Source organism: Clostridium sp. MCC353 (assembly GCF_018785315.1).
Taxonomy (GTDB): domain Bacteria; phylum Bacillota; class Clostridia; order Lachnospirales; family Lachnospiraceae; genus CHH4-2.
In genome coordinates this window covers 24,142-42,286 of the sequence record NZ_WQPN01000016.1, presented here as the reverse complement: position 1 = coordinate 42,286, position 18,145 = coordinate 24,142, and the positions used below count along the sequence as shown (strand labels likewise).

Here is an 18,145-nt window from a genome sequence, read left to right as displayed (position 1 = left end):
TAATGAGCGAAACAAACGAAAAGAGAAGGCCTTCCTTTGGATATGCATTATTCACCATGGTGTTAATTCTCGGGGGAATCATGCTTTTGGGAGCAGTATATAAATTTAAAATGCAGGTATTGTTTTTGCTGGCCTGGCTTGCAGCCTTTCCGCTCTGCATGAAAATCGGCTTTACCTATAAGGAACTGCAAAAAGGGATGTTCGCATTTATGCCCCGCTGCCTATTGCCCGTGGTTTTTACGATCACCATCGGGGCGTTGATCGGCGCCTGGAACGCCAGCGGAACCATTGCGGCTGTTACCCATTTGGGAATGAAAATTATTAATCCGGGCTTCTTCCAGTTGACCGCATTTGTCATCTGTGTTTTATTTTCCATGATTACGGGAACATCCTGGGGAACCTGCGGAACCATTGGAATCGCTCTCATGGGCGTAGCCCTGGGAATGGGGCTTAATCCAATGGCTGCGGCAAGCCCTATTATTTGCGGTGCTTTCGTGGGCGATGGTCTCTCTCCTCTGTCAGATACCACCAACATCATCAGCGGCGCAGTAGAAATTGACTTGTTTGACCATATCAAATACCAGTTGAGAATTACCATTCCAACGATTGTAATATCAATAGCCATATTTTTTGCTCTGGGTTTATCCAATGCCTCCGGGGCGTCCTCCACAGATGAAATTACCGGTATTATGAATGGAATTGCAAATAATTTCCGCCTTGGAATTGTACCCTTTCTTCCGGTCATATTGGTCATTGCCCTGCTCTGCGTAAAGGTTCCCACCATCCCCTCGCTGCTCTGCGGAGGCGCCGGAGGGCTGATTGTGGCCGTCCTGTACCAGGGAAATGGGGCTCAGAATGTGATTCAGAACATGTGGGACGGATATGTGTTAAGCTCAGGAGATGTGTTTATTGACAAGCTTTTCAGCAGAGGCGGCATGTCCAGCATGACGGGCACTGCATTTATGATTGTGGTAGCCTTCGGGCTTTTTGGAATTTTAAATACAGCGGGCGTGCTGGATTCCCTGGTGGAGCCGCTGTCAAAACATATCCACACTAACCTGGCTGCTACCATCAGCGCTCTTCTTCTCGGCTCCCTGGGAAACCTTTCTTCCTCAACTACCTTTGCGGAGGTTTTTACCAGCAATGTACTGAATCCGGTGTATGACCGTGCCGGGCTGGACCGCCGGGATTTGGCTAATGCGATGACCGTAGGCTGTTTGATACTCGGATTGTGGATTCCATGGAACACCAATCCGGTTGCAGTTTCCGCGTCCCTGGATGTGGATCCGCTGAGAATGGTCCCCTACCTGGTAACGCCTTTTGTTTACATTGGAGTACTGCTGATCTACGCTGTACTGAAGCAAAAAAAGCAGACAAACCGGACGGACAGGGGGATTAAGACAGAACAATGATAACTGATTTATTAGAAGCGTTTATGATTCTCTGTTTTGGGCTTTCATGGCCGATTTCTATCAGAAAGTCTTGGATTTCCCAGACAGCTAAGGGGAAAAGCCTCTTTTTTGAATTTTTTATATGGTTAGGGTATATCTTTGGAATTTTGAGAAAGATAATTCTGTTTCGTCAGGCGGACGGACCGCCGGGATTCCTGTTTTATCTTTCCTGGATCTTTTACGTGTTGAACATTCTGGAGATTACTATTGATATGCTGTTATATGCCCGTAATGTGCGGCTGGATGCACAACGGGAATCATATAACTAAAAAAGGAAACATTTAAGGCGGTAGAATCCCTATCAATCATTCTGCCGCCTTTTTTACACAGCTTATGGAGACGGTGTGAAAATGTCTTCTGCTACATTTTCCTAACGGTCCATCACCTTCAATACCATCTGTTTAAATTCATCCTTATAAGCGTCCATCCCACTCTGAGGCATACCGGAAATCAGGCTGATCACTTCTTCATATGACGCGTTCCCCTTAAACTCGCTGTCCCTCAAAAGCATTCCAAATTCCGCTACAGCGCCTGCAAATCTCAGGTTGTTTGGAATATCTTTTTGGTAACTGCCTGTTTCCACGGGAACGGAAATCAGCTTGCTTTCACTGCCGTTGGGGGCTTTATAGCGGATGTTGACTGTTAACAGCTCATTTCCGAATTCACCTGCGGCCTCTTTCGGTGTTTGCGACGGCTTATCCTGGGCAGCTTCATCCTGGCCGGACGTTTTTTCTGCGCCGTTTTCCTGGTATTTAAGGCTATCCGTTGGAACTTTACTGCCTGCGCGCACGATCTCATAGAGGGCTGTCACCCGGTGGCCGGAACCGATTTCCCCAGCGTCCACAGTGTCGTCATGAAAGTCTTCGTCAGCCAGGACCCGGTTTTCATAGCCGATCAGACGGTATCCGGATACCTGGGCGGGATTGAATTCCACCTGTAACTTCACATCCTTCGCTACGGTTATCAGGGTTCCGCCCATCTCATCCACTAAGATCTTTTTCGCTTCCATCAGGTTATCGATATAGCCGTAATTTCCGTCTCCGTTATCGGCCAGGGCTTCCATCTTGTTGTCCTTGATATTTCCGGTTCCAAATCCCAGAACGGACAGGTGGACGCCGCTTTTCCGTTTCTTTTCAATCAGTTTTATCAGTTCTGATTCGCTGCTGATTCCTACATTTAAATCTCCGTCTGTGGCCAGGATCACCCGGTTATTGCCTCCGGCAATAAAATATTTTTCAGCCAGTTCATAGGCCCTGTTAATGCCCGCTTCTCCTGCGGTGGAACCGCCTGCGGTCAGGCCGTCTAAGGCTTCACGGATCTTAACTTTTTCATCCCCTCTGGCCCCTTCCAGCACCACCTGCTCGTATCCTGCATAGGTGACGATGGATACCCGGTCATTTTCCGTCAGTTCATCGGTTAAAAGGCCAAATGATTTCTGAACCAGGGGCAGTTTATCCGCATCATACATGGATCCTGACACATCCAGAAGAAATACCAGATTGGACATGGGACGGTTGTTAAAGTCGATCTCTTTGGCCAGGATTCCAATGAGCATCAACTGGTTTTCCGGATTCCAGGGACAGTCGGAAAGCTCTGTGGTGACTGCAAACGGGACATCTCCGTCCGGCGTCTTATAGTCATATTTAAAATAATTGATCATTTCTTCAATCCGCACCGCATCTTCCGGGATGTTTTCTCCCCGGCTGATCATCCGGCGGATGTTGCTGTATGCCGCAGTATCCACATCCACGGAAAATGTGGAGAGGGGATTTTCCGCCACGCTCTTGAACCCGTTTTCCACGATAGCATGATACTCTTCCGTGTTCCTATACTCTCCGCCATAGGCCTGCTGATATCGATCCGCCATACCATCCCTGGGGGCGGCTGCATTTTCCATGGGACTGTAACCGGCCGCCTCTGTCATCTGGACTGCCGCAGCCGTCGTTCCTTCCGCTACCGCAGAGCTTTTTCCGCCTGCGCATCCCGCCAATGCGGATGCCAATAAAATACCTGTTAAACCAACTGCTGTGATCTGATTTCGTTTTTTCATAATTTCCTCCATTCCTGAAGCGGCCGGCTCCAAGAAGGCTTTCAGCCGGTGTTCCCCGGCCTGTGGGCCGCTTCTACAAGAACAGTCAGATTAGAAAGAAAAACAGGGTCTTCCCGCATTACCATGCGGTCATAATAATAGTCTTCCGGTGATTCGGCCTGCTTTAAAACCACGGCGGTCTGGTCGTTAACCAGGCTCTGCCATCCGGTATGGAACACATACCTGGTATCCTCCGTCACCTCGATCTGGGGGGAATTGGGATATAACAGCCAATACGCGCTGTTTTCATATTTCAGCGGCAGTATATAGATTCCGCCTGCCTTTAAGGAATACAAAAGGCTGTTGTCTTCCCCATTTCCCACCAACGGGCTTTTCACCTGAAGGCTCTGCTTTTCACTCACATAGTCCTCCGAATACAAAACTTTGTCAACCACCACATCATAAACCACTGAAACCGCCCGGCCGTCGGACCCGTTTTCATAAGACACGTTTTCCACTGTCACCTGACCCAGGAAACCTGCGTTTTTTAAATCCGCCTCCGTAAAATAATAATTATTTCCAGGCACATAAACCGCATTTTCCGGCGGCAGGGGCGACGGAGTTCCTTTAAGCGCCAGGCTGTCGTAGGATACGGGGCGGGGGGTGTTTCCATATTGGGAAACCTGGTTCTTTTCTTCCCCTGAACTGTCCCCCGGCTGCGTGCTGGCTTCTGCCCCTTCCGCCTCAGGGGCCATTGGCCCTGTCTCCGTTCTTATGGTATCCCGCGGCCCGTCCATTGCCGTGTCTGCGGTAGTCTCCATGGCCAGGCCGGCGGTGGTCTCCATAGCTGCCATCGTCGTTTCCATGGTCCCAGCCATTTCAAACCCCTTTTGCCGCCTTCCCGCCATGCCTCCGAATACCAGCAGCGCACAGCAGGCCGCCGCTGCCAGACCGGCTTCGGCGCGGTAATTCGTTCTCTTCTTTTTCTTCTTTTTCTCTTCTGCGTGGATAATAACAGGCTTATCTTCTTCCGGCACGTCTTTGGACGTCAAATTGGCTTCGATGCGGTTCCAAAGGTCAGGCGCTTCCTGAATCTGTAAATCTCTGTATGCTTTTTTAAGTTCATTGTTCTTACTCATATCGGCACCTCTTCAACTTACCTAAAGCAGCTCTGTATTTCCATGCAATGGTTCCAAGTGGTTTTTTCATGATCCGGGAGATTTCCTTAAAGGTCAGTTCTCCCATGATTTTAAGGCTGACAATCTGTTTCTCTTCCTCCTCCAACGTTTCCAACGCTTGTTTTAAGGTCAATTCACTGCAGATCAGTTCTTCCTGGGCATTAAAATCCTGGACGTTTCCTGTGGATTCCGGTATCTCGTCCACCAGTTGTTCCCGCTGGTATTTCCTGAGATAGTCGACAGCCATATTGCGGGCAATTGTGAGCATCCAGGCCTTATGTTTTCCTCCCTGCCTGTATTGCCCGGCAATGTCCCACAGCTTGATAAAAAAATCAGCCGTCACATCCTGGGCGCTTTCCTCATTATGTAAAACAGCGTTGACGGAAGAATAGACGGCCGGAAGATATGCTTCGTAAATAGCCCTCAGTCCTTCTTGTTTCCCCTGTTGGATCAGCCCGATATTTTTCTCAAACTCGCTGTCAGTCATACTCAACGGCTGCGCCCTCCCTGCGTAGAATTTCCCTTCTATTATAGATACGGATGAAAGAAATCATTTTTATGGTGGTTTTTAAAATATTTTTAAATAAATATCAGTTTTGACGGCGCGCCGTCCTAACTATAAATAGAACTCGTTCTTTTTCGGCTCAGAACATGCCTTTTTCAGCATTTGGACCGAACCAGCCAGCATGATTTTGTTCAGGCTGCGGGCCCCGCTAGGACAGATGGAAATGCACCTCATACAGGAAATGCATTTTTTATCGTCGGTCAGCGACGGGTCTTCTTTGGAAATAGCACCTACAGGACATTTTTCAGCACAGAGCCCGCATTTCATGCAGGTCTTATCCGCATGAGGCTTTAGCGGGATTCCATGGTATTCTTTGTAGGGGGTGCTGCCCGGAAGTTTCAAATCCTCTTCCTTTGTTCCAGCCCCGGACAGAATCCGTTCTTTCAGCTTTTCCGCAAATTCCTTCAGTTCTTTTTGGTCCGCTTCATCCGGGCGTCCTGCACCGAACTGGTGCATAATATTGTGCTCCGTCACTGCGGCGGCCCCGCCCACCACATGAAAACCTTGTTTTTGGGCCGTCTCTTTTAATTCCAGCAAGGTATCTTCATAAGCCCTGTTTCCAAAGGAAACCACAACGACCGCCAGGGCGCCGTTTCCCTTCATCCGGCTTATGCGCTCTGTGGCTGTTGCCGGAACCCGTCCGCCATAAGACGGAACCCCTATGCAGACCAGATCATCCTGCCCGAATTCATACTCTTTTTCTGCGTTTTGGTAATCGGTGAGATCAATTTCGCAGACTTCCTGATCCCAGACACCGGTCAACAGTTCCATCACCTTTTTTGTGCTGCCCGTTGGGCTGAATACTGCCATATAATTCATAGTTTCCTCCTTCCGGCCGGTTCCCCGGCCCTACAACTTAAATTTTTACCCTTCTATAAATACCGTATTTTCATTCTTAACCAGTTGTTCATACATAAAGCAGTCATAAACATGGTCATTGATAATCCCGCAGGCCTGAAGATGGGAAAATATGGTGATAGAACCCGCATATTTAAATCCACGCTTCTTCATGTCTTTGCTCACGCGGTCCGACAGTTCGTTGCTGGCCTCCGGGAACCCTTCCCTGTGTTTTTTATAGACATAGGACTTCCCTTTTGTGAATCCCCAGATGTAATCATCAAAACTGCCGAATTCCTCCACCACCTTTAAAAACTGCCTGGCATTGTTAATCACCGCTTCGATTTTCCGCCGGGAGCGGATCATTCCGGGAACCAGAAGTATTTTTTCAATTTCCTCTTCCCCGAAATCCGCAATCCGGCGAAAATCAAATTCCGCAAAACACTCCCGGAAAATGGACCGTTTCTGAATCATCATATTCCAGTTTAATCCGCACTGCATCACTTCCAGCAGCAGATATTCGAAATGGCGCTTATCGTCATGGACGGGTACGCCCCATTCCTCGTCGTGATATCTGGTCATCGGTTCATTGATCAGGCACCACTGGCATCTTTTTTTCTCCTCCAACCTAAAATCCTCCTCCATAGTTCTTATCCCTCCAGTTTACGTTCTCATGGGTGAAATGTCAAATATGGGAGGACATCATTTATTTAACAGCCGGGAGCTGATTCCTTCTTTACCATTTCCACCAACTCTTCCAACGTCATCACAACATTTTCCCCAGAATCCCTGTACCTTACGGACACATTTCTCTCTTCCTCTTCCTTCCCCCCTATAATAACCATATAAGGCACCTTTTCCAACTGTGCTTCCCTGATTTTATAACCGATTTTTTCCGCCCTGGCGTCGTATTCACATCGGATCTGGCTGCTGCAAAGCTTCTCATAAACCTCCTTGGCATAACCGGCGTTCTTATCCGAAATAGGCAGCACCTTAACCTGAACCGGCGACAGCCAAACCGGGAATTTTCCTGCAAAATGTTCCGTCAATATGCCGATAAACCGCTCAATGGAGCCAAATACCACACGATGGATCATGATCGGCTGATGCTTTTCTCCATCGGCTCCCATATATTCCGCCTGAAAACGCATGGGAAGCTGGAAATCCAGCTGGATGGTGCCGCACTGCCATGTTCTTCCGATGGAATCTTCCAAATGGAAATCAATTTTAGGTCCATAGAACGCCCCATCGCCTTCATTTACCACATAGCTAAGCCCCAGCTCATCCAGAGCTTTTCTAAGCCCATCCGTAGCCATTTCCCAGTCCTCATCGCTGCCTATGCTGTTTTCCGGCCTGGTGGAAAGTTCCACATGGTATTTAAATCCGAACAGGCTGTACACTTCATCGATCAAGCGGGCAACCCCTTTTATCTCCTCCGTTATCTGATCCTGAGTCATGAAAATGTGGGCGTCATCCTGAGTGAAACAGCGGACTCGCATCAGCCCATGAAGCTGTCCTGACTTCTCATGGCGGTGCACCAGTCCCAGTTCGCCCATACGGAGCGGAAGATCCCGGTATGAACGGGGCTGTGATTTATAGACCAGCATTCCGCCCGGGCAGTTCATGGGTTTTACGGCAAAGTCCGTATCATCGATCACCGTTGTATACATATTTTCCTTGTAGTGATCCCAATGGCCGGATGTCTCCCACAGGGACCGGTTCAGCATCATCGGCGTGGAGATTTCCACATAGCCTTCTCTCGTATGGATCTTTCTCCAATAATCGATGAGAGCATTTTTCAGCACCATGCCTTTGGGAAGGAAAAATGGGAATCCGGGGCCTTCTTCCATAAATGTAAAAAGTCCCAGTTCTTTTCCAAGCTTTCTGTGATCCCGTTTCTTTGCCTCTTCCATCATCTGCAGATACTGTTCCAGATCGGAGGCCTTGGGGTAAGACGTTCCATAAATTCTGGTCAGCATTTTATTCTTTTCGCTGCCCTTCCAGTAAGCCCCTGCCACAGAAGTCAGTTTAACCGCCTTTACCTGTTTGGTGCTCATCAGATGGGAGCCTGCGCACAGGTCCGTAAACTCTCCCTGGCGGTAAAAGCTGATCTCTTCGCCCTCCGGCAGTTCCTCGATCAACTGCACTTTATATGGCTCGTCTTTCTCCTTCATCAAAGCAAGCGCCTCTTCCCTCGGCAGGGTAAAACGCTGGATTTCCAAATCCTCTTTTACGATCTTTTTCATCTCCTTTTCCAAGGCTTCCAGATCTTCAGGAGTAAATGCTTCCTCCCTGTCAAAATCATAGTAAAAACCGTCTTTTATGGACGGGCCGATGGCCAGTTTTGTCTCCGGGAACAGCCGTTTTACCGCCTGAGCCAGAATATGGGAGGCAGTATGGCGAAATGCCGCCCTTCCCTCTTCCTCCTCAAAAGTCAGAATCTCCAGGGAACAGTCTCCTGAAATCCTGGTGCGCAGATCGGCAGGCTGTCCGTTAATTCTGGCCGCACAGGCGTTTCTCGCCAAACCGGAACTTATGGCTTCTGCCGCCTCCATTGCCGTCACATCCTGGTTAAACTCTCTTACTTCTCCATTTTTTAAAGTGATCTTCATAGCTTCCTCCTTCATTACCGCTGCAATGCGGCATTTTCTTAGAAATTGCTCTTTAAATTTTAATACAAAAAGCGCCCTTAAACGGAATGATCACATTCCATTCAAGGGCGCATATATACGTTCGGTATACAGCTCGGTTCCACCTTAATTTTTACTCCGGCTCCAACAAGCCTTATCCCTTAACGCGGGAAGACGTCAGCATTCCTCATGCCGCAGCTCCGGAGTGGTTTTCACTGTCAACCACCGCGAAGGACTCTCAGCCTCTGTCCTTCTCTCTGTCCGGCATCCCACAGTTACTCTTTCCATCATAGCTTTCTCTCTTTATTTTCCACAGTATAGACCTAATCGAAACTTTTGTCAATACCACTACGATTCTCTTACGAAAAAATTAACTGTATTGACCCTGGACTAAGTCCAAGGTGTAAGATCCTGATGAACACAGAAAAAAGGAGGGTTTTCATATGAAATTAAAGAAATTGGCTCTTGCAGCCGTAGTTTTAACGCTCAGTGCGGGAAGTGCCTTTACATCATTTGCAGCAGGTTTTGTAAACACATCAGAAGGCACCAAATACCAGTGGGGCGACGGAAGCTACTGCACCAACAACTGGGTTCGCTATAAAGACCACTGGTTCTTTTTCGGTTCCGACCAGATCATGAGAACCGGATGGATTCAGCGTGACAATACCTGGTATTTTGCCGCTGATTCAGGGGAATTGCAGGCAGGTTTAATCAAAGTCAACGGAAATGCCTACTACATGAACAACAAATGCCAGTTAATTCAGGGTGACGTTGCCGTAGACGGCAAAACATATCACTTTACGGAAAACGGACCATCCGGTGAACAGCCCTATGTTTATCAGGAGTGGAACAGCAATGGGACGCTGAAGCGCGGAGTGAAGTTCGGCGTGAGGTAAATTAAATTGTTCTGAGGATCACTCTAAAAAGGCCATGTTTTTTCTGCATGACCTTTTTAGACCATCCTGTTATAGACTCATTCAACTAAAGCCGCGCGGATCATCGCTTCATAGTGGCTGTCCGGCACGTAATCCGGTACACTGTTTCCGGTTCCCAATGCGTATCCGCCGTAACGCATAGAAGCTTCTACTAACGTTCGCGACCGGTTAAATATCTCTTCTTCATCCGCGCAAATCATGAAATTCAAATCCAGCCCTCCTAATACGGCTATTTTTCCCCTCCAGGCCTCATATGCCTTTTCCACAGGAATAATATTGTCTTCGTATGAATGTTTTGCATCGTATTTCATATCGTTGATAATATCCTCTTCAATTTTTGAATAATTTCCGCAGGAATGGAGAATCGCATATTTCCCCGCCTGATGGGCCCGTCTTACAATCTCTTTATGCCACGGAAACACCAGACGTCTCATATCGTCAACTGAAAGCATGGTCTGGGTATTAAAACCCCAGTCATCATTTGACATAACCGCCCCCACAGACGGATACTTTGACACTATATCGTAATATTGTATAAAAATAGTTCCAACTTTTTCAAACACGTCCTCCACTAACTGAGGATCGTCATAAAGAAGCATACAAAGATTCTCATATCCAAGCAGGGTTATAACATTTTCTAAAACTCCGCCGGCTCCAAAAACAATCAGCTTCATCCCTGAAGGCATGAAATCTTCAGCCTCTTTCAGGCGGGAATAGTCATATTCTTCAGGATCGGGCCATGGAAATTTATTAAAACTTTCTCTGTCCCAAATTTTAACATTATCATTTAATGAAATTGTCCTTTGAGTTTTTTTGCCCAATGGCTTAAATGACAAATCACATCCTTTTATGGTAGCATAATCATACCCAAGGTTCTTGTATGCCATAATCATCCCTTGGTATTCTGGGAATACATCATTATCCCTTTCCTTAAAATAAGGACTTCCATACTTGGAATAAAGCCGGTTGTTCAAATAAAATTCAAATAAAGTTGGGCGGGAAGGTATTCTTTTCTCCAGTACCGCCTCTATGTTTCTAAAATCAGGTTCCCTGTTTATTTTCATTTTTCTCCCCTCCCGGAATCATATCTGCCATATTTTAATACAGTTTCAATCATCGCTTCTATATTTTCCGGAGGCACACCATATTGGGTATTGTGAATCGGTGTGAACACAAAGCCGCCGTCTTTTCCCAGAATTTCTATTCGTTCTTTCACATGAGCCCGTACTTCTTCTGCTGTACCATCGGGGTATATATGCTGGGTATCAATTCCTCCTCCCCAAAAAATAATCTTATCTCCAAATTCTTTTTTTAATTCCCCTGCATCCATTCCTGCCGCTGATATTTGAACCGGATTCAGAATATCCACTCCCGCTTCAACAAAATATGGCAGAATATTTCGAATAGATCCACAGCTATGGAAAATGATTTTATACTCACTGTTCCCATGTATATAATCATTAATTTTTTTATAGCTCGGAAAATATATTTCTTTAAATACATCCGGACGGTAAAATTCCGCGTTTTGAGTTCCAAAGTCAGTTGAAGACACAAATATGGTATCAATATTATTTCCTACAGCCTGACGATAGAGTTTGAAATTTTCAATTGTCCTTTCTGCATATGCCTCAACTAAAGAAACAGCATAGTCGGGCTCCAGCATTACCACACACATCCACTGGGTAAACGGGTGTCCCGCAAAAACACCGGAAGTTCCCAAATTTCCCTTTAGAAACTCACCCAAAACTGAAAGTTCTGTGTTCTTCGCAAAAAAATCCCCTCTTTTTTCGATTATCTTCAGTTCCTCATCCGTATATAAAGGTATTGTTTTCTTAAATTCATCCGGATCCATAAATTCGATTTCATCCATCAGATTTATTTTTATATTCGGAAAAATTCTGTCAAAATACAAGCCGCCTTTTGGCATCCGGCCAGCCGTTTTTCCATCGCAGTCTTTTAATTCCAGACTTCCATTTTCCAGTCTTTTGACATTAAATTCCCCAGGAACCAATACATTATTTCCAGTCTCTGTCCTCCACGGTTTCCAATTCCGGTTTTTGTATCCCCAGGATACCGTTGGATTTTCCAGGCATATCACATCGCTGTGAAACCAGTCCCGGATTGGCCCTTCTACCCGTGCCAGCATTTGATATTGATCCACCACCTTTGGCATTTCGCAGTCAATTCCCAAATAATCGGCAACTTCAATATATTCATCCACACTTATCCCAGTCAGTGTGCTCCCGCCAATATCAATTGGAATTCGATCCGGTATCTGTCCATGAATTACTGCTTGTACGCGTTCCCTTGAGTTCATATCTTTTCCCCATTCCTTTCAAGAATCCATTGATATTCATAAGGTTTTAAAACCACTTCAAATAATCCCTGCTTTAATTCAATTTCGAAACCGGAAAACGCTTCATAAAAACCAAACTGCTTAATACTTCTGCCAATTGACTGTTCCAGCTCCTCCACAGAAAACTTTAACTTCTGACTATTTTGTGTCATATTACAGACTGCTACTGCTGCCTGTTCTTTTTTCCTATCAATTCTCAGAACAGCAAATACACAATCCCCCTTGTCCAGCACCTTCATTTCACCATAGGGATCAAATGCCTTAATTTCTCTCCTAAGCCGGATCATCGTATCAAACCCCTGCATAACGGGCCGGCGGTAAGATGAGAAATCATTTAAATCTCTTTCAATCTCTTCCAAATCAAACTTTTTCCGGTTAATGGAACGTTTAATTCCCGTGTTCAAAACCTCTTCCGGTGAATTATGGGATCCCAAAAGAGCATGAATATATAATCCCGGAACACCTTTCATCGCCATTATGACTGCATATGCACATAAAAAACGTTTGGTATTGGTATCCTCATCAGCAGATAAATCCCGGACAGCATCCCTGTAAACAATATTCAGCTCATAAGGGCTTTCAGTACCGTCTTCATTAGACTTGTAAGATACATCCCCGCCTCTTTTCTTCACCTCTTTTGCCAGCCACAGAATTTCCTCTTCAGGCAGAATCCCTCTGGCCGGCATTACACCAATTCCATCATGACATGCCAACAAATTAAAAAATGTTACGTTTTCCCCAGGTGTTTCAACTGTCTGTGCCCAATTTCTCAATTTTTCCGTATTCTGTTTCAGCATACTATAGAGTACCAGCGGCGCCAGGGGGAATTGGTAAATCATATGACACTCATTATTTCCATCTCCCAAATAGGACATGTTTTTTTCATGAGGCGCGCTCACTTCAGCCAGTATCACGCCTTCAGGCATCACATATTCCGTCAGAGCCCTCCATGTACGGATTAAAGCATGGGTTTGAGGCAGATGGACGCATTCCGTGCCAAGTTCTTTCCACATATAGAGAATGGCATCTAAACGGATAAGGCTGGCTCCATGCAGATAATATTCCATAAGGATCTGAGACATTTTTAAGAATACTTCCGGGCTGGAATAATTAATATCCACCTGATCCGGGCTGAAGGTAGTCCAAACTTTAACAGGCCCTCCGTTCTCCCTTTGAAACTCCGTCAATAAAGGGTTCGTCCTGGGACGTGTTACTTTTTTTAATTCAGGAGACTCTTCAGATATAACAAAATAATTCTGATACTGGGGATTTCCCGCCAGAAACTCCTCAAACCACATGCTTTTTGCCGAAATATGGTTCGCTACATAATCGAACATCAACCGGAAATTCTCTGCCATTGCATCAATGTCCTGCCAGGTTCCCATATCCTCATTTACTTCGCAATAATCGATTACAGAAAAACCATCATCTGAAGAATAGGGAAAAAATGGGAGCAGATGGATAATTGTTATTTTTTCCTTCAAATATTTATCAGAAAAACGTTTTAGATTTTCTAAAGCTGAATGTGACGCATCCTTCTTAAAATTATCACCATATGTAATCAAAATCACGTCTTTTTCATCCAAATCACCTGCTAAAACAGGGCCGTATCCTGCTTTACTTTTTCTTTCTCCAATTTTATTCCGATATTTTTCAGCCATATCCATCAACTGCGGGAACAGCTTTTCAGCCGCCTGCTTCCCATACACAAACTCCAGATTTTCATAAATTCTTTTGCTTCTGTCCATATCTCCCTCCTGTTTATCTTCCAATTTCCCTCTTCACCATGTCTAACCACGAGAAAAGGTTTTCTGGCTTTTTATTCACTGTTATCAAATCTTTCATAATAATTTCCATATGACAGTCTTTTGTTAATTCCAGCGCACGCCTGATGTCTTTAGCTGCCCGGTCCTTATCAAAACCGGAACCAACAATTGTGGGATTCGGTTTCCATGAGATTAAGTATCTGTCTTCCAATGCCTGGACCGCCAGTTTTAAATCAGACCATGGGCTTACCGAAACCCTGCGCAGATTTTTGATACTTTTAATTATCTCATATTTACCATCCAGAGATTCGCAGCAGGCAAAGCAGTTTAACCCGAATAAATTTAAAACCGGTTTTAAATGTTCCACAGCAAATTCCTCATACATGGAGGGTGATACCAAAGCTAACTCCTGTGCCTCTCCAAATCCCCACATATTAAGGCAGCCAGGACTATTTCCGCTCTCAGGCTCCAATTTCCTGCAAAAACCAACGCCTCCTGAACCAACGTAATGATTTCTGTTGTTCGGCGCTATTAAATGTTCTCTCTCCATTTTTTTAATTAATCTAATATAGCTGTCTGCCATAAAGCTCAAACCTTCATGAACTAATTCCGGATCATCTACCAAATCGTACATCAATTGTTCCAATCCCCTTAATTCTGCCAAGTCGCGCAGAAGCGCAGGGCGTATAGGTATACAGGTATCCTGTCTAACGCAAATACTGTCACCGAACACCTCTTTGACGGCTTCATAGTTCTGTCCGGTTTTTTTACGGTCGATCAAAACATCAATATCTTTTAGTTTCCTTACTTCTTCTAACGTTTTCAACGTCTGGCAGAATCCCCATGATCCACCCTTTCCGGCTCCTTCCTTATGCTTTTTTTGTATTCCCCAGCCGGTAAAATGAAAGACCAACGGCACTTCTATTACAGGTTCTATCACATAATCATCGTGAATATATTTTCCCCTGTAAATTAAACGTCTTAAATATAACTCATAGCTCCTCCAAAACGGGTCTTTTATTTTCATAGTGGACTCCGGCAGAATTTCTTCCCAGGAACCTTTATCAAGGAAAGCCAGAAGTACAGGAGTATCCGCCTGAAGCATATTGTTTTTTTGATGCAGTTCTATCTTCTCCTTCTGCCTGGGGCTGCTGCCTATTTCCATAACCTGTGAAGCAAGGCTCCGGATTAAATCTTTTTCCTCCTGATTTATTGTGCCTATTGTTCCAAACATGGTATCTTTACGTTCATCAAAATATTCAATCATCTTAGGCCCCTCATCCGATTCCTTTTAGAACAGCATTTGCTTTTTCCTGATCCATTTCGTCAAAAAAGCGTAAAAATATTCCCTTGGAACCATATCTTTCAGTCAGTCTTTTAATACCTGCTATGGATTCCTCCGCAGGATGATCATCAACAAACAAGTATAAGGATTTTCCTGCATTGATCACTTTATCATGAACCTTACTAAACCATCCATCCCAAAGGCCGTCTGGATTTCCTGCCCCATGGGACCATTGGATCGCCTTGATCGCTTCGATCCCCAGTATCTGATCCAAATGCTTTATGGCATCAGGACCATCCAAATGATAAAACGCATAATCCATATGCTCCGCCTGCTTTTTCAACGCTGGGACAGCCAAAGCCTTAAACTGGTCCGGGCTCATCAACGCACAGAAATCACACTCCAATTTGGCCGTTCTGCCCGGCGCCCAGACCTTGAATGCTGTAAAAACGCTGCTGCCATCCGTATCTCTTACCAAATCATAAAACCGGTCATAAATCCGGACATAATACTCTGTAAGCCTTTCTGATGCTGCTTTAACTTTATCAAATTCATCCATTAATTCGTAACATAGTTCTTCGGCGCCCAATAGAAGTGACAATACATCCATACTCCCTCCTATATCAGGAATGGTCAAAAGATAATCTTCTCCGGCATATTTTTTACCTTTCTGAATCATCTGAATATGCTTCTCTAACCATTTACCCTCGTAATTAACGCCCTGCTGCACTAATTCCTCCCAGCATTTTTTTTGAGCCGGACGGTACCACATCGTATCCCATCTGCATTCAGGTTCCGCTCCACAGTACAGCGCAATGGAAGTTGTTCCATAATTTAAATTAATATTTGGAAAGGCTTCTGCCATAAAGTCATGAGTTTCACAGTAAGATTTATAATATTGACACATCCGCTTAACATTAAAATAGTAATCATCAGGATTTTTAAAAAACTCCTCTTTCGGTAAAAAATCTCTAATATTATCTCTTTCAGCACTGATATATATCAGAGGTCTTCCGGTATTGTCCTGTATCCACCAATCTTTAAACCTCTGTTTTGTTTCTTCCCAGTTTTCTTTATGAATCATAACCATCCTCCCAGCCTATAAGATAAAATCATTTTTATAGAAATAAGGAATTGTATCAATACCTGCTGATACGGTAATTTCTCTTCCTCCTGTATACTTCATGCCGCTTCCTGCATCCGTCCAGATACATCCCTCCGGCAGGTATACGGTTCGCTGTGTTTTTCCCGCTTCTATAACAGGAGCCACCAAAATATCAGGGCCAAACATAAACTGATCTCCAATCAGATAGGTTTTTTCATCTGTATAAAAATCAAAAAACATAGGACGCATCACCGGCACTCCTGTACCGGATGCCAATTTCATCTGCTGATCCAAATAGGGAATCAGCTTTTCCCTTAGCATAATACAGTTTTTCAAAATCCCATACGCATAATCACCAAAACTCCAGATTTCATTTGGTCCACCGCTGAAGCATCTCCCATTTGGATTCTCAAGTTCCCGTCCAATATAAGGCAGCCTGTAACCATGGAGCCTTAAAATCGGACAGAAAATACCATACTGAAACCATCTGATTAGCAGCTCCCTGAATTTTTCGTCCTCCGGATCCCCGTTTACAAACCCACCTATATCGGTTGTCCACCAGGGAATTCCGCACATTGCCATATGCAGTCCCGCCTTCATCTGCTTTTGCAGGCTGTCAAATGATGACTCCACATCACCGGACCAGATTACTGCTCCCAGGCGCTGAGATCCGAGCCACCCGCACCGAACCAGATTAACCACTTCATCTGCGCCCGCCTCTTTTGCACCGTCATAAAATGCCTTAGCATGATAAAAAGGATAAATACTGCTCACTTCCATTCCATTTCCCGCATAATATCTGACATTATCAAAATCATAAGGTCTGTATTCAGGCTCCGCTTCGTCCAGCCAGTAGTTCTTAATCCCCAATTTGAAATAATTTTCTTTCATCTTGGACCATATGTATTTTCTGGCGCCTTCATGAGTCGCATCATAGTAGGTTTCCGGTCCATAGAACATAAACTGAACGTTAACCCCTTTTTCCGCCTTGATTAAATAATTATTTTTCTTCATTTCCGTGTAATTTTCGCTTCTGGGATCCACAGTCGGCCAGACGGAAACCATAATTTTCGTTCCTAATTTTTCTGCTTCTTTTACCATCCCTTCCGGATCTGGCCAGCATTCCGGATCAAACTTCCACTCGCCCTGTTGGGTCCAATGAAAATAATCAATTATGATTACTGACAGCGGTATTTTTCTTCTCGCATATTCTCTCACCACTTCTAAAACTTCTTCCTGGTTCTCATAACGTAATTTAGACTGCCACAATCCCATAGCCCATCGGGGAAGCACCGGCGCATATCCGGTAATCCTGGCATAAGCCTTCAATATGTCTTCCGGCGTATCACCGGCGATTACAAGATAATCGATTTGCCCACAGGCATTGGCATGCCATCTGGTATGATTCGTTCCCAGCTCTGCCCGGCCCACGGCAGGATTGTTCCATATAATCCCATATCCCAACGAAGAAAAGAGGAATGGAATGGTACACTTTGTATTTTTCTGTACCAATTCTACAGACGCGCCTTTCAGGTCAAAACATCCGTTAGGTTCCTGCCCCAAACCATAAAAATGCTCATTTTCCCTGGGTTTAAAGTATACGTCCGTCTCAAAGACGTCTCCTGCCAGCACATTGTATTCCCTGGCCCGTCTTAATGGGGCAGTATTTACACGCCCGTCAATCCAGGATTCCTCTAATAAAATTGTTCCTTTTTGATTGTAAAACGCGATTGTTCCGTCACCAGTTATGGATCCCGTTATTTTCCCGTTATACAGCCTTCCTTCTGATTTATCTTTTACAACAAAAGCGTTTTTTGCATTCTCCGGCGGCAGAAGCGTCCAATTTTTGCTGCCGTCAATCCTTAAACTGCGGCTGGCTCTCACCCTTATTACATCGCTGCCGTAAGGTTCCATCCAAAGGATTTCACCTTCGTCTTCCCATATTATTTTCTTTCCATCTGTTTCGCCTGTAAATTCCGGAATCTTATAATAAGCCATACATTCTCTC

Annotated in this window: 14 protein-coding genes; 2 read left to right on the top strand and 12 right to left on the bottom strand. The window is 45.0% G+C overall.

The window, feature by feature from the left end; all coding sequences use genetic code 11:
* Positions 1 to 2: 2 nt before the first annotated feature.
* A complete protein-coding gene (locus GPL15_RS04030; RefSeq protein ID WP_215696265.1) occupies positions 3 to 1,412 on the top strand; it encodes a Na+/H+ antiporter NhaC family protein in 1,410 nt (469 codons plus the stop codon).
* 409 nt (positions 1,413 to 1,821) lie between these two features.
* On the opposite strand, the gene GPL15_RS04025 is transcribed toward GPL15_RS04030, so the two are convergent.
* From GPL15_RS04025 to thrS, 6 genes are all read right to left on the bottom strand, one after another.
* On the bottom strand, positions 1,822 to 3,501 hold the full coding sequence (locus GPL15_RS04025) for a VWA domain-containing protein (RefSeq protein WP_215696263.1): 1,680 nt from the start codon (positions 3,499 to 3,501) through the stop codon (positions 1,822 to 1,824).
* A gap of 41 nt (positions 3,502 to 3,542) precedes the next feature.
* A complete protein-coding gene (locus GPL15_RS04020; protein ID WP_215696261.1) occupies positions 3,543 to 4,619 on the bottom strand; it encodes a hypothetical protein in 1,077 nt (358 codons plus the stop codon).
* Positions 4,612 to 5,145 carry an RNA polymerase sigma factor gene (locus GPL15_RS04015; RefSeq protein ID WP_252198084.1) on the bottom strand — a complete coding sequence of 178 codons (534 nt, stop codon included), beginning with the start codon at positions 5,143 to 5,145 and terminating at the stop codon, positions 4,612 to 4,614. Before GPL15_RS04015 ends, GPL15_RS04020 begins: the two co-directional genes overlap by 8 nt.
* A gap of 129 nt (positions 5,146 to 5,274) precedes the next feature.
* A complete protein-coding gene (locus GPL15_RS04010) occupies positions 5,275 to 6,042 on the bottom strand; it encodes an EFR1 family ferrodoxin (protein WP_215696259.1) in 768 nt (255 codons plus the stop codon).
* 45 nt (positions 6,043 to 6,087) lie between these two features.
* On the bottom strand, positions 6,088 to 6,687 hold the full coding sequence (locus GPL15_RS04005) for a DNA-3-methyladenine glycosylase I (RefSeq protein WP_275950455.1): 600 nt from the start codon (positions 6,685 to 6,687) through the stop codon (positions 6,088 to 6,090).
* An 83-nt stretch (positions 6,688 to 6,770) separates the two neighbouring features.
* Positions 6,771 to 8,672 (bottom strand): threonine--tRNA ligase, encoded by a 1,902-nt coding sequence (gene thrS / locus GPL15_RS04000; RefSeq protein ID WP_215696255.1) that lies wholly within the window; start codon positions 8,670 to 8,672, stop codon positions 6,771 to 6,773.
* Positions 8,673 to 9,133: 461 nt separating this feature from the next.
* Here thrS and GPL15_RS03995 point away from each other — a divergent pair, with 461 nt between their 5' ends.
* Positions 9,134 to 9,586 (top strand): hypothetical protein, encoded by a 453-nt coding sequence (locus GPL15_RS03995; protein ID WP_215696253.1) that lies wholly within the window; start codon positions 9,134 to 9,136, stop codon positions 9,584 to 9,586.
* A gap of 77 nt (positions 9,587 to 9,663) precedes the next feature.
* On the opposite strand, the gene GPL15_RS03990 is transcribed toward GPL15_RS03995, so the two are convergent.
* The 6 genes from GPL15_RS03990 to GPL15_RS03965 all read right to left on the bottom strand — a co-directional run bounded on the left by GPL15_RS03990 (position 9,664) and on the right by GPL15_RS03965 (position 18,135).
* Positions 9,664 to 10,689: a uroporphyrinogen decarboxylase family protein gene (locus tag GPL15_RS03990; RefSeq protein WP_215696251.1), complete on the bottom strand. Its 1,026-nt coding sequence runs from the start codon at positions 10,687 to 10,689 to the stop codon at positions 9,664 to 9,666.
* Positions 10,686 to 11,477 (bottom strand): uroporphyrinogen decarboxylase family protein, encoded by a 792-nt coding sequence (locus GPL15_RS03985; protein ID WP_215696249.1) that lies wholly within the window; start codon positions 11,475 to 11,477, stop codon positions 10,686 to 10,688. Before GPL15_RS03985 ends, GPL15_RS03990 begins: the two co-directional genes overlap by 4 nt.
* 461 nt (positions 11,478 to 11,938) lie before the next feature.
* Positions 11,939 to 13,729 (bottom strand): sugar phosphorylase, encoded by a 1,791-nt coding sequence (locus GPL15_RS03980; protein ID WP_215696248.1) that lies wholly within the window; start codon positions 13,727 to 13,729, stop codon positions 11,939 to 11,941.
* 13 nt (positions 13,730 to 13,742) lie between these two features.
* On the bottom strand, positions 13,743 to 14,774 hold the full coding sequence (locus GPL15_RS03975; protein ID WP_215696247.1) for a hypothetical protein: 1,032 nt from the start codon (positions 14,772 to 14,774) through the stop codon (positions 13,743 to 13,745).
* Positions 14,775 to 15,024: 250 nt separating this feature from the next.
* Positions 15,025 to 16,116, bottom strand: coding sequence for a hypothetical protein (locus GPL15_RS03970; protein ID WP_215696246.1), 1,092 nt, complete (start codon positions 16,114 to 16,116; stop codon positions 15,025 to 15,027).
* 15 nt (positions 16,117 to 16,131) lie between these two features.
* Positions 16,132 to 18,135, bottom strand: a complete 2,004-nt coding sequence (locus tag GPL15_RS03965; RefSeq protein WP_215696245.1) for a TIM-barrel domain-containing protein — start codon at positions 18,133 to 18,135, stop codon at positions 16,132 to 16,134.
* Positions 18,136 to 18,145 lie beyond the last annotated feature (10 nt).

Coding starts and splice junctions, on each gene's coding strand:
- GPL15_RS04030 (WP_215696265.1), top strand. CDS start 3: ATGAGCGAAACAAACGAAAAGAGAAGGCCTTCCTTTGGATATGCATTA.
- GPL15_RS04025 (WP_215696263.1), bottom strand. CDS start 3,501: ATGAAAAAACGAAATCAGATCACAGCAGTTGGTTTAACAGGTATTTTA.
- GPL15_RS04020 (WP_215696261.1), bottom strand. CDS start 4,619: ATGAGTAAGAACAATGAACTTAAAAAAGCATACAGAGATTTACAGATT.
- GPL15_RS04015 (WP_252198084.1), bottom strand. CDS start 5,145: ATGACTGACAGCGAGTTTGAGAAAAATATCGGGCTGATCCAACAGGGG.
- GPL15_RS04010 (WP_215696259.1), bottom strand. CDS start 6,042: ATGAATTATATGGCAGTATTCAGCCCAACGGGCAGCACAAAAAAGGTG.
- thrS (WP_215696255.1), bottom strand. CDS start 8,672: ATGAAGATCACTTTAAAAAATGGAGAAGTAAGAGAGTTTAACCAGGAT.
- GPL15_RS03995 (WP_215696253.1), top strand. CDS start 9,134: ATGAAATTAAAGAAATTGGCTCTTGCAGCCGTAGTTTTAACGCTCAGT.
- GPL15_RS03990 (WP_215696251.1), bottom strand. CDS start 10,689: ATGAAAATAAACAGGGAACCTGATTTTAGAAACATAGAGGCGGTACTG.
- GPL15_RS03985 (WP_215696249.1), bottom strand. CDS start 11,477: ATGGATCCGGATGAATTTAAGAAAACAATACCTTTATATACGGATGAG.
- GPL15_RS03980 (WP_215696248.1), bottom strand. CDS start 13,729: ATGGACAGAAGCAAAAGAATTTATGAAAATCTGGAGTTTGTGTATGGG.
- GPL15_RS03975 (WP_215696247.1), bottom strand. CDS start 14,774: ATGAAAATAAAAGACCCGTTTTGGAGGAGCTATGAGTTATATTTAAGA.
- GPL15_RS03970 (WP_215696246.1), bottom strand. CDS start 16,116: ATGATTCATAAAGAAAACTGGGAAGAAACAAAACAGAGGTTTAAAGAT.
- GPL15_RS03965 (WP_215696245.1), bottom strand. CDS start 18,135: ATGGCTTATTATAAGATTCCGGAATTTACAGGCGAAACAGATGGAAAG.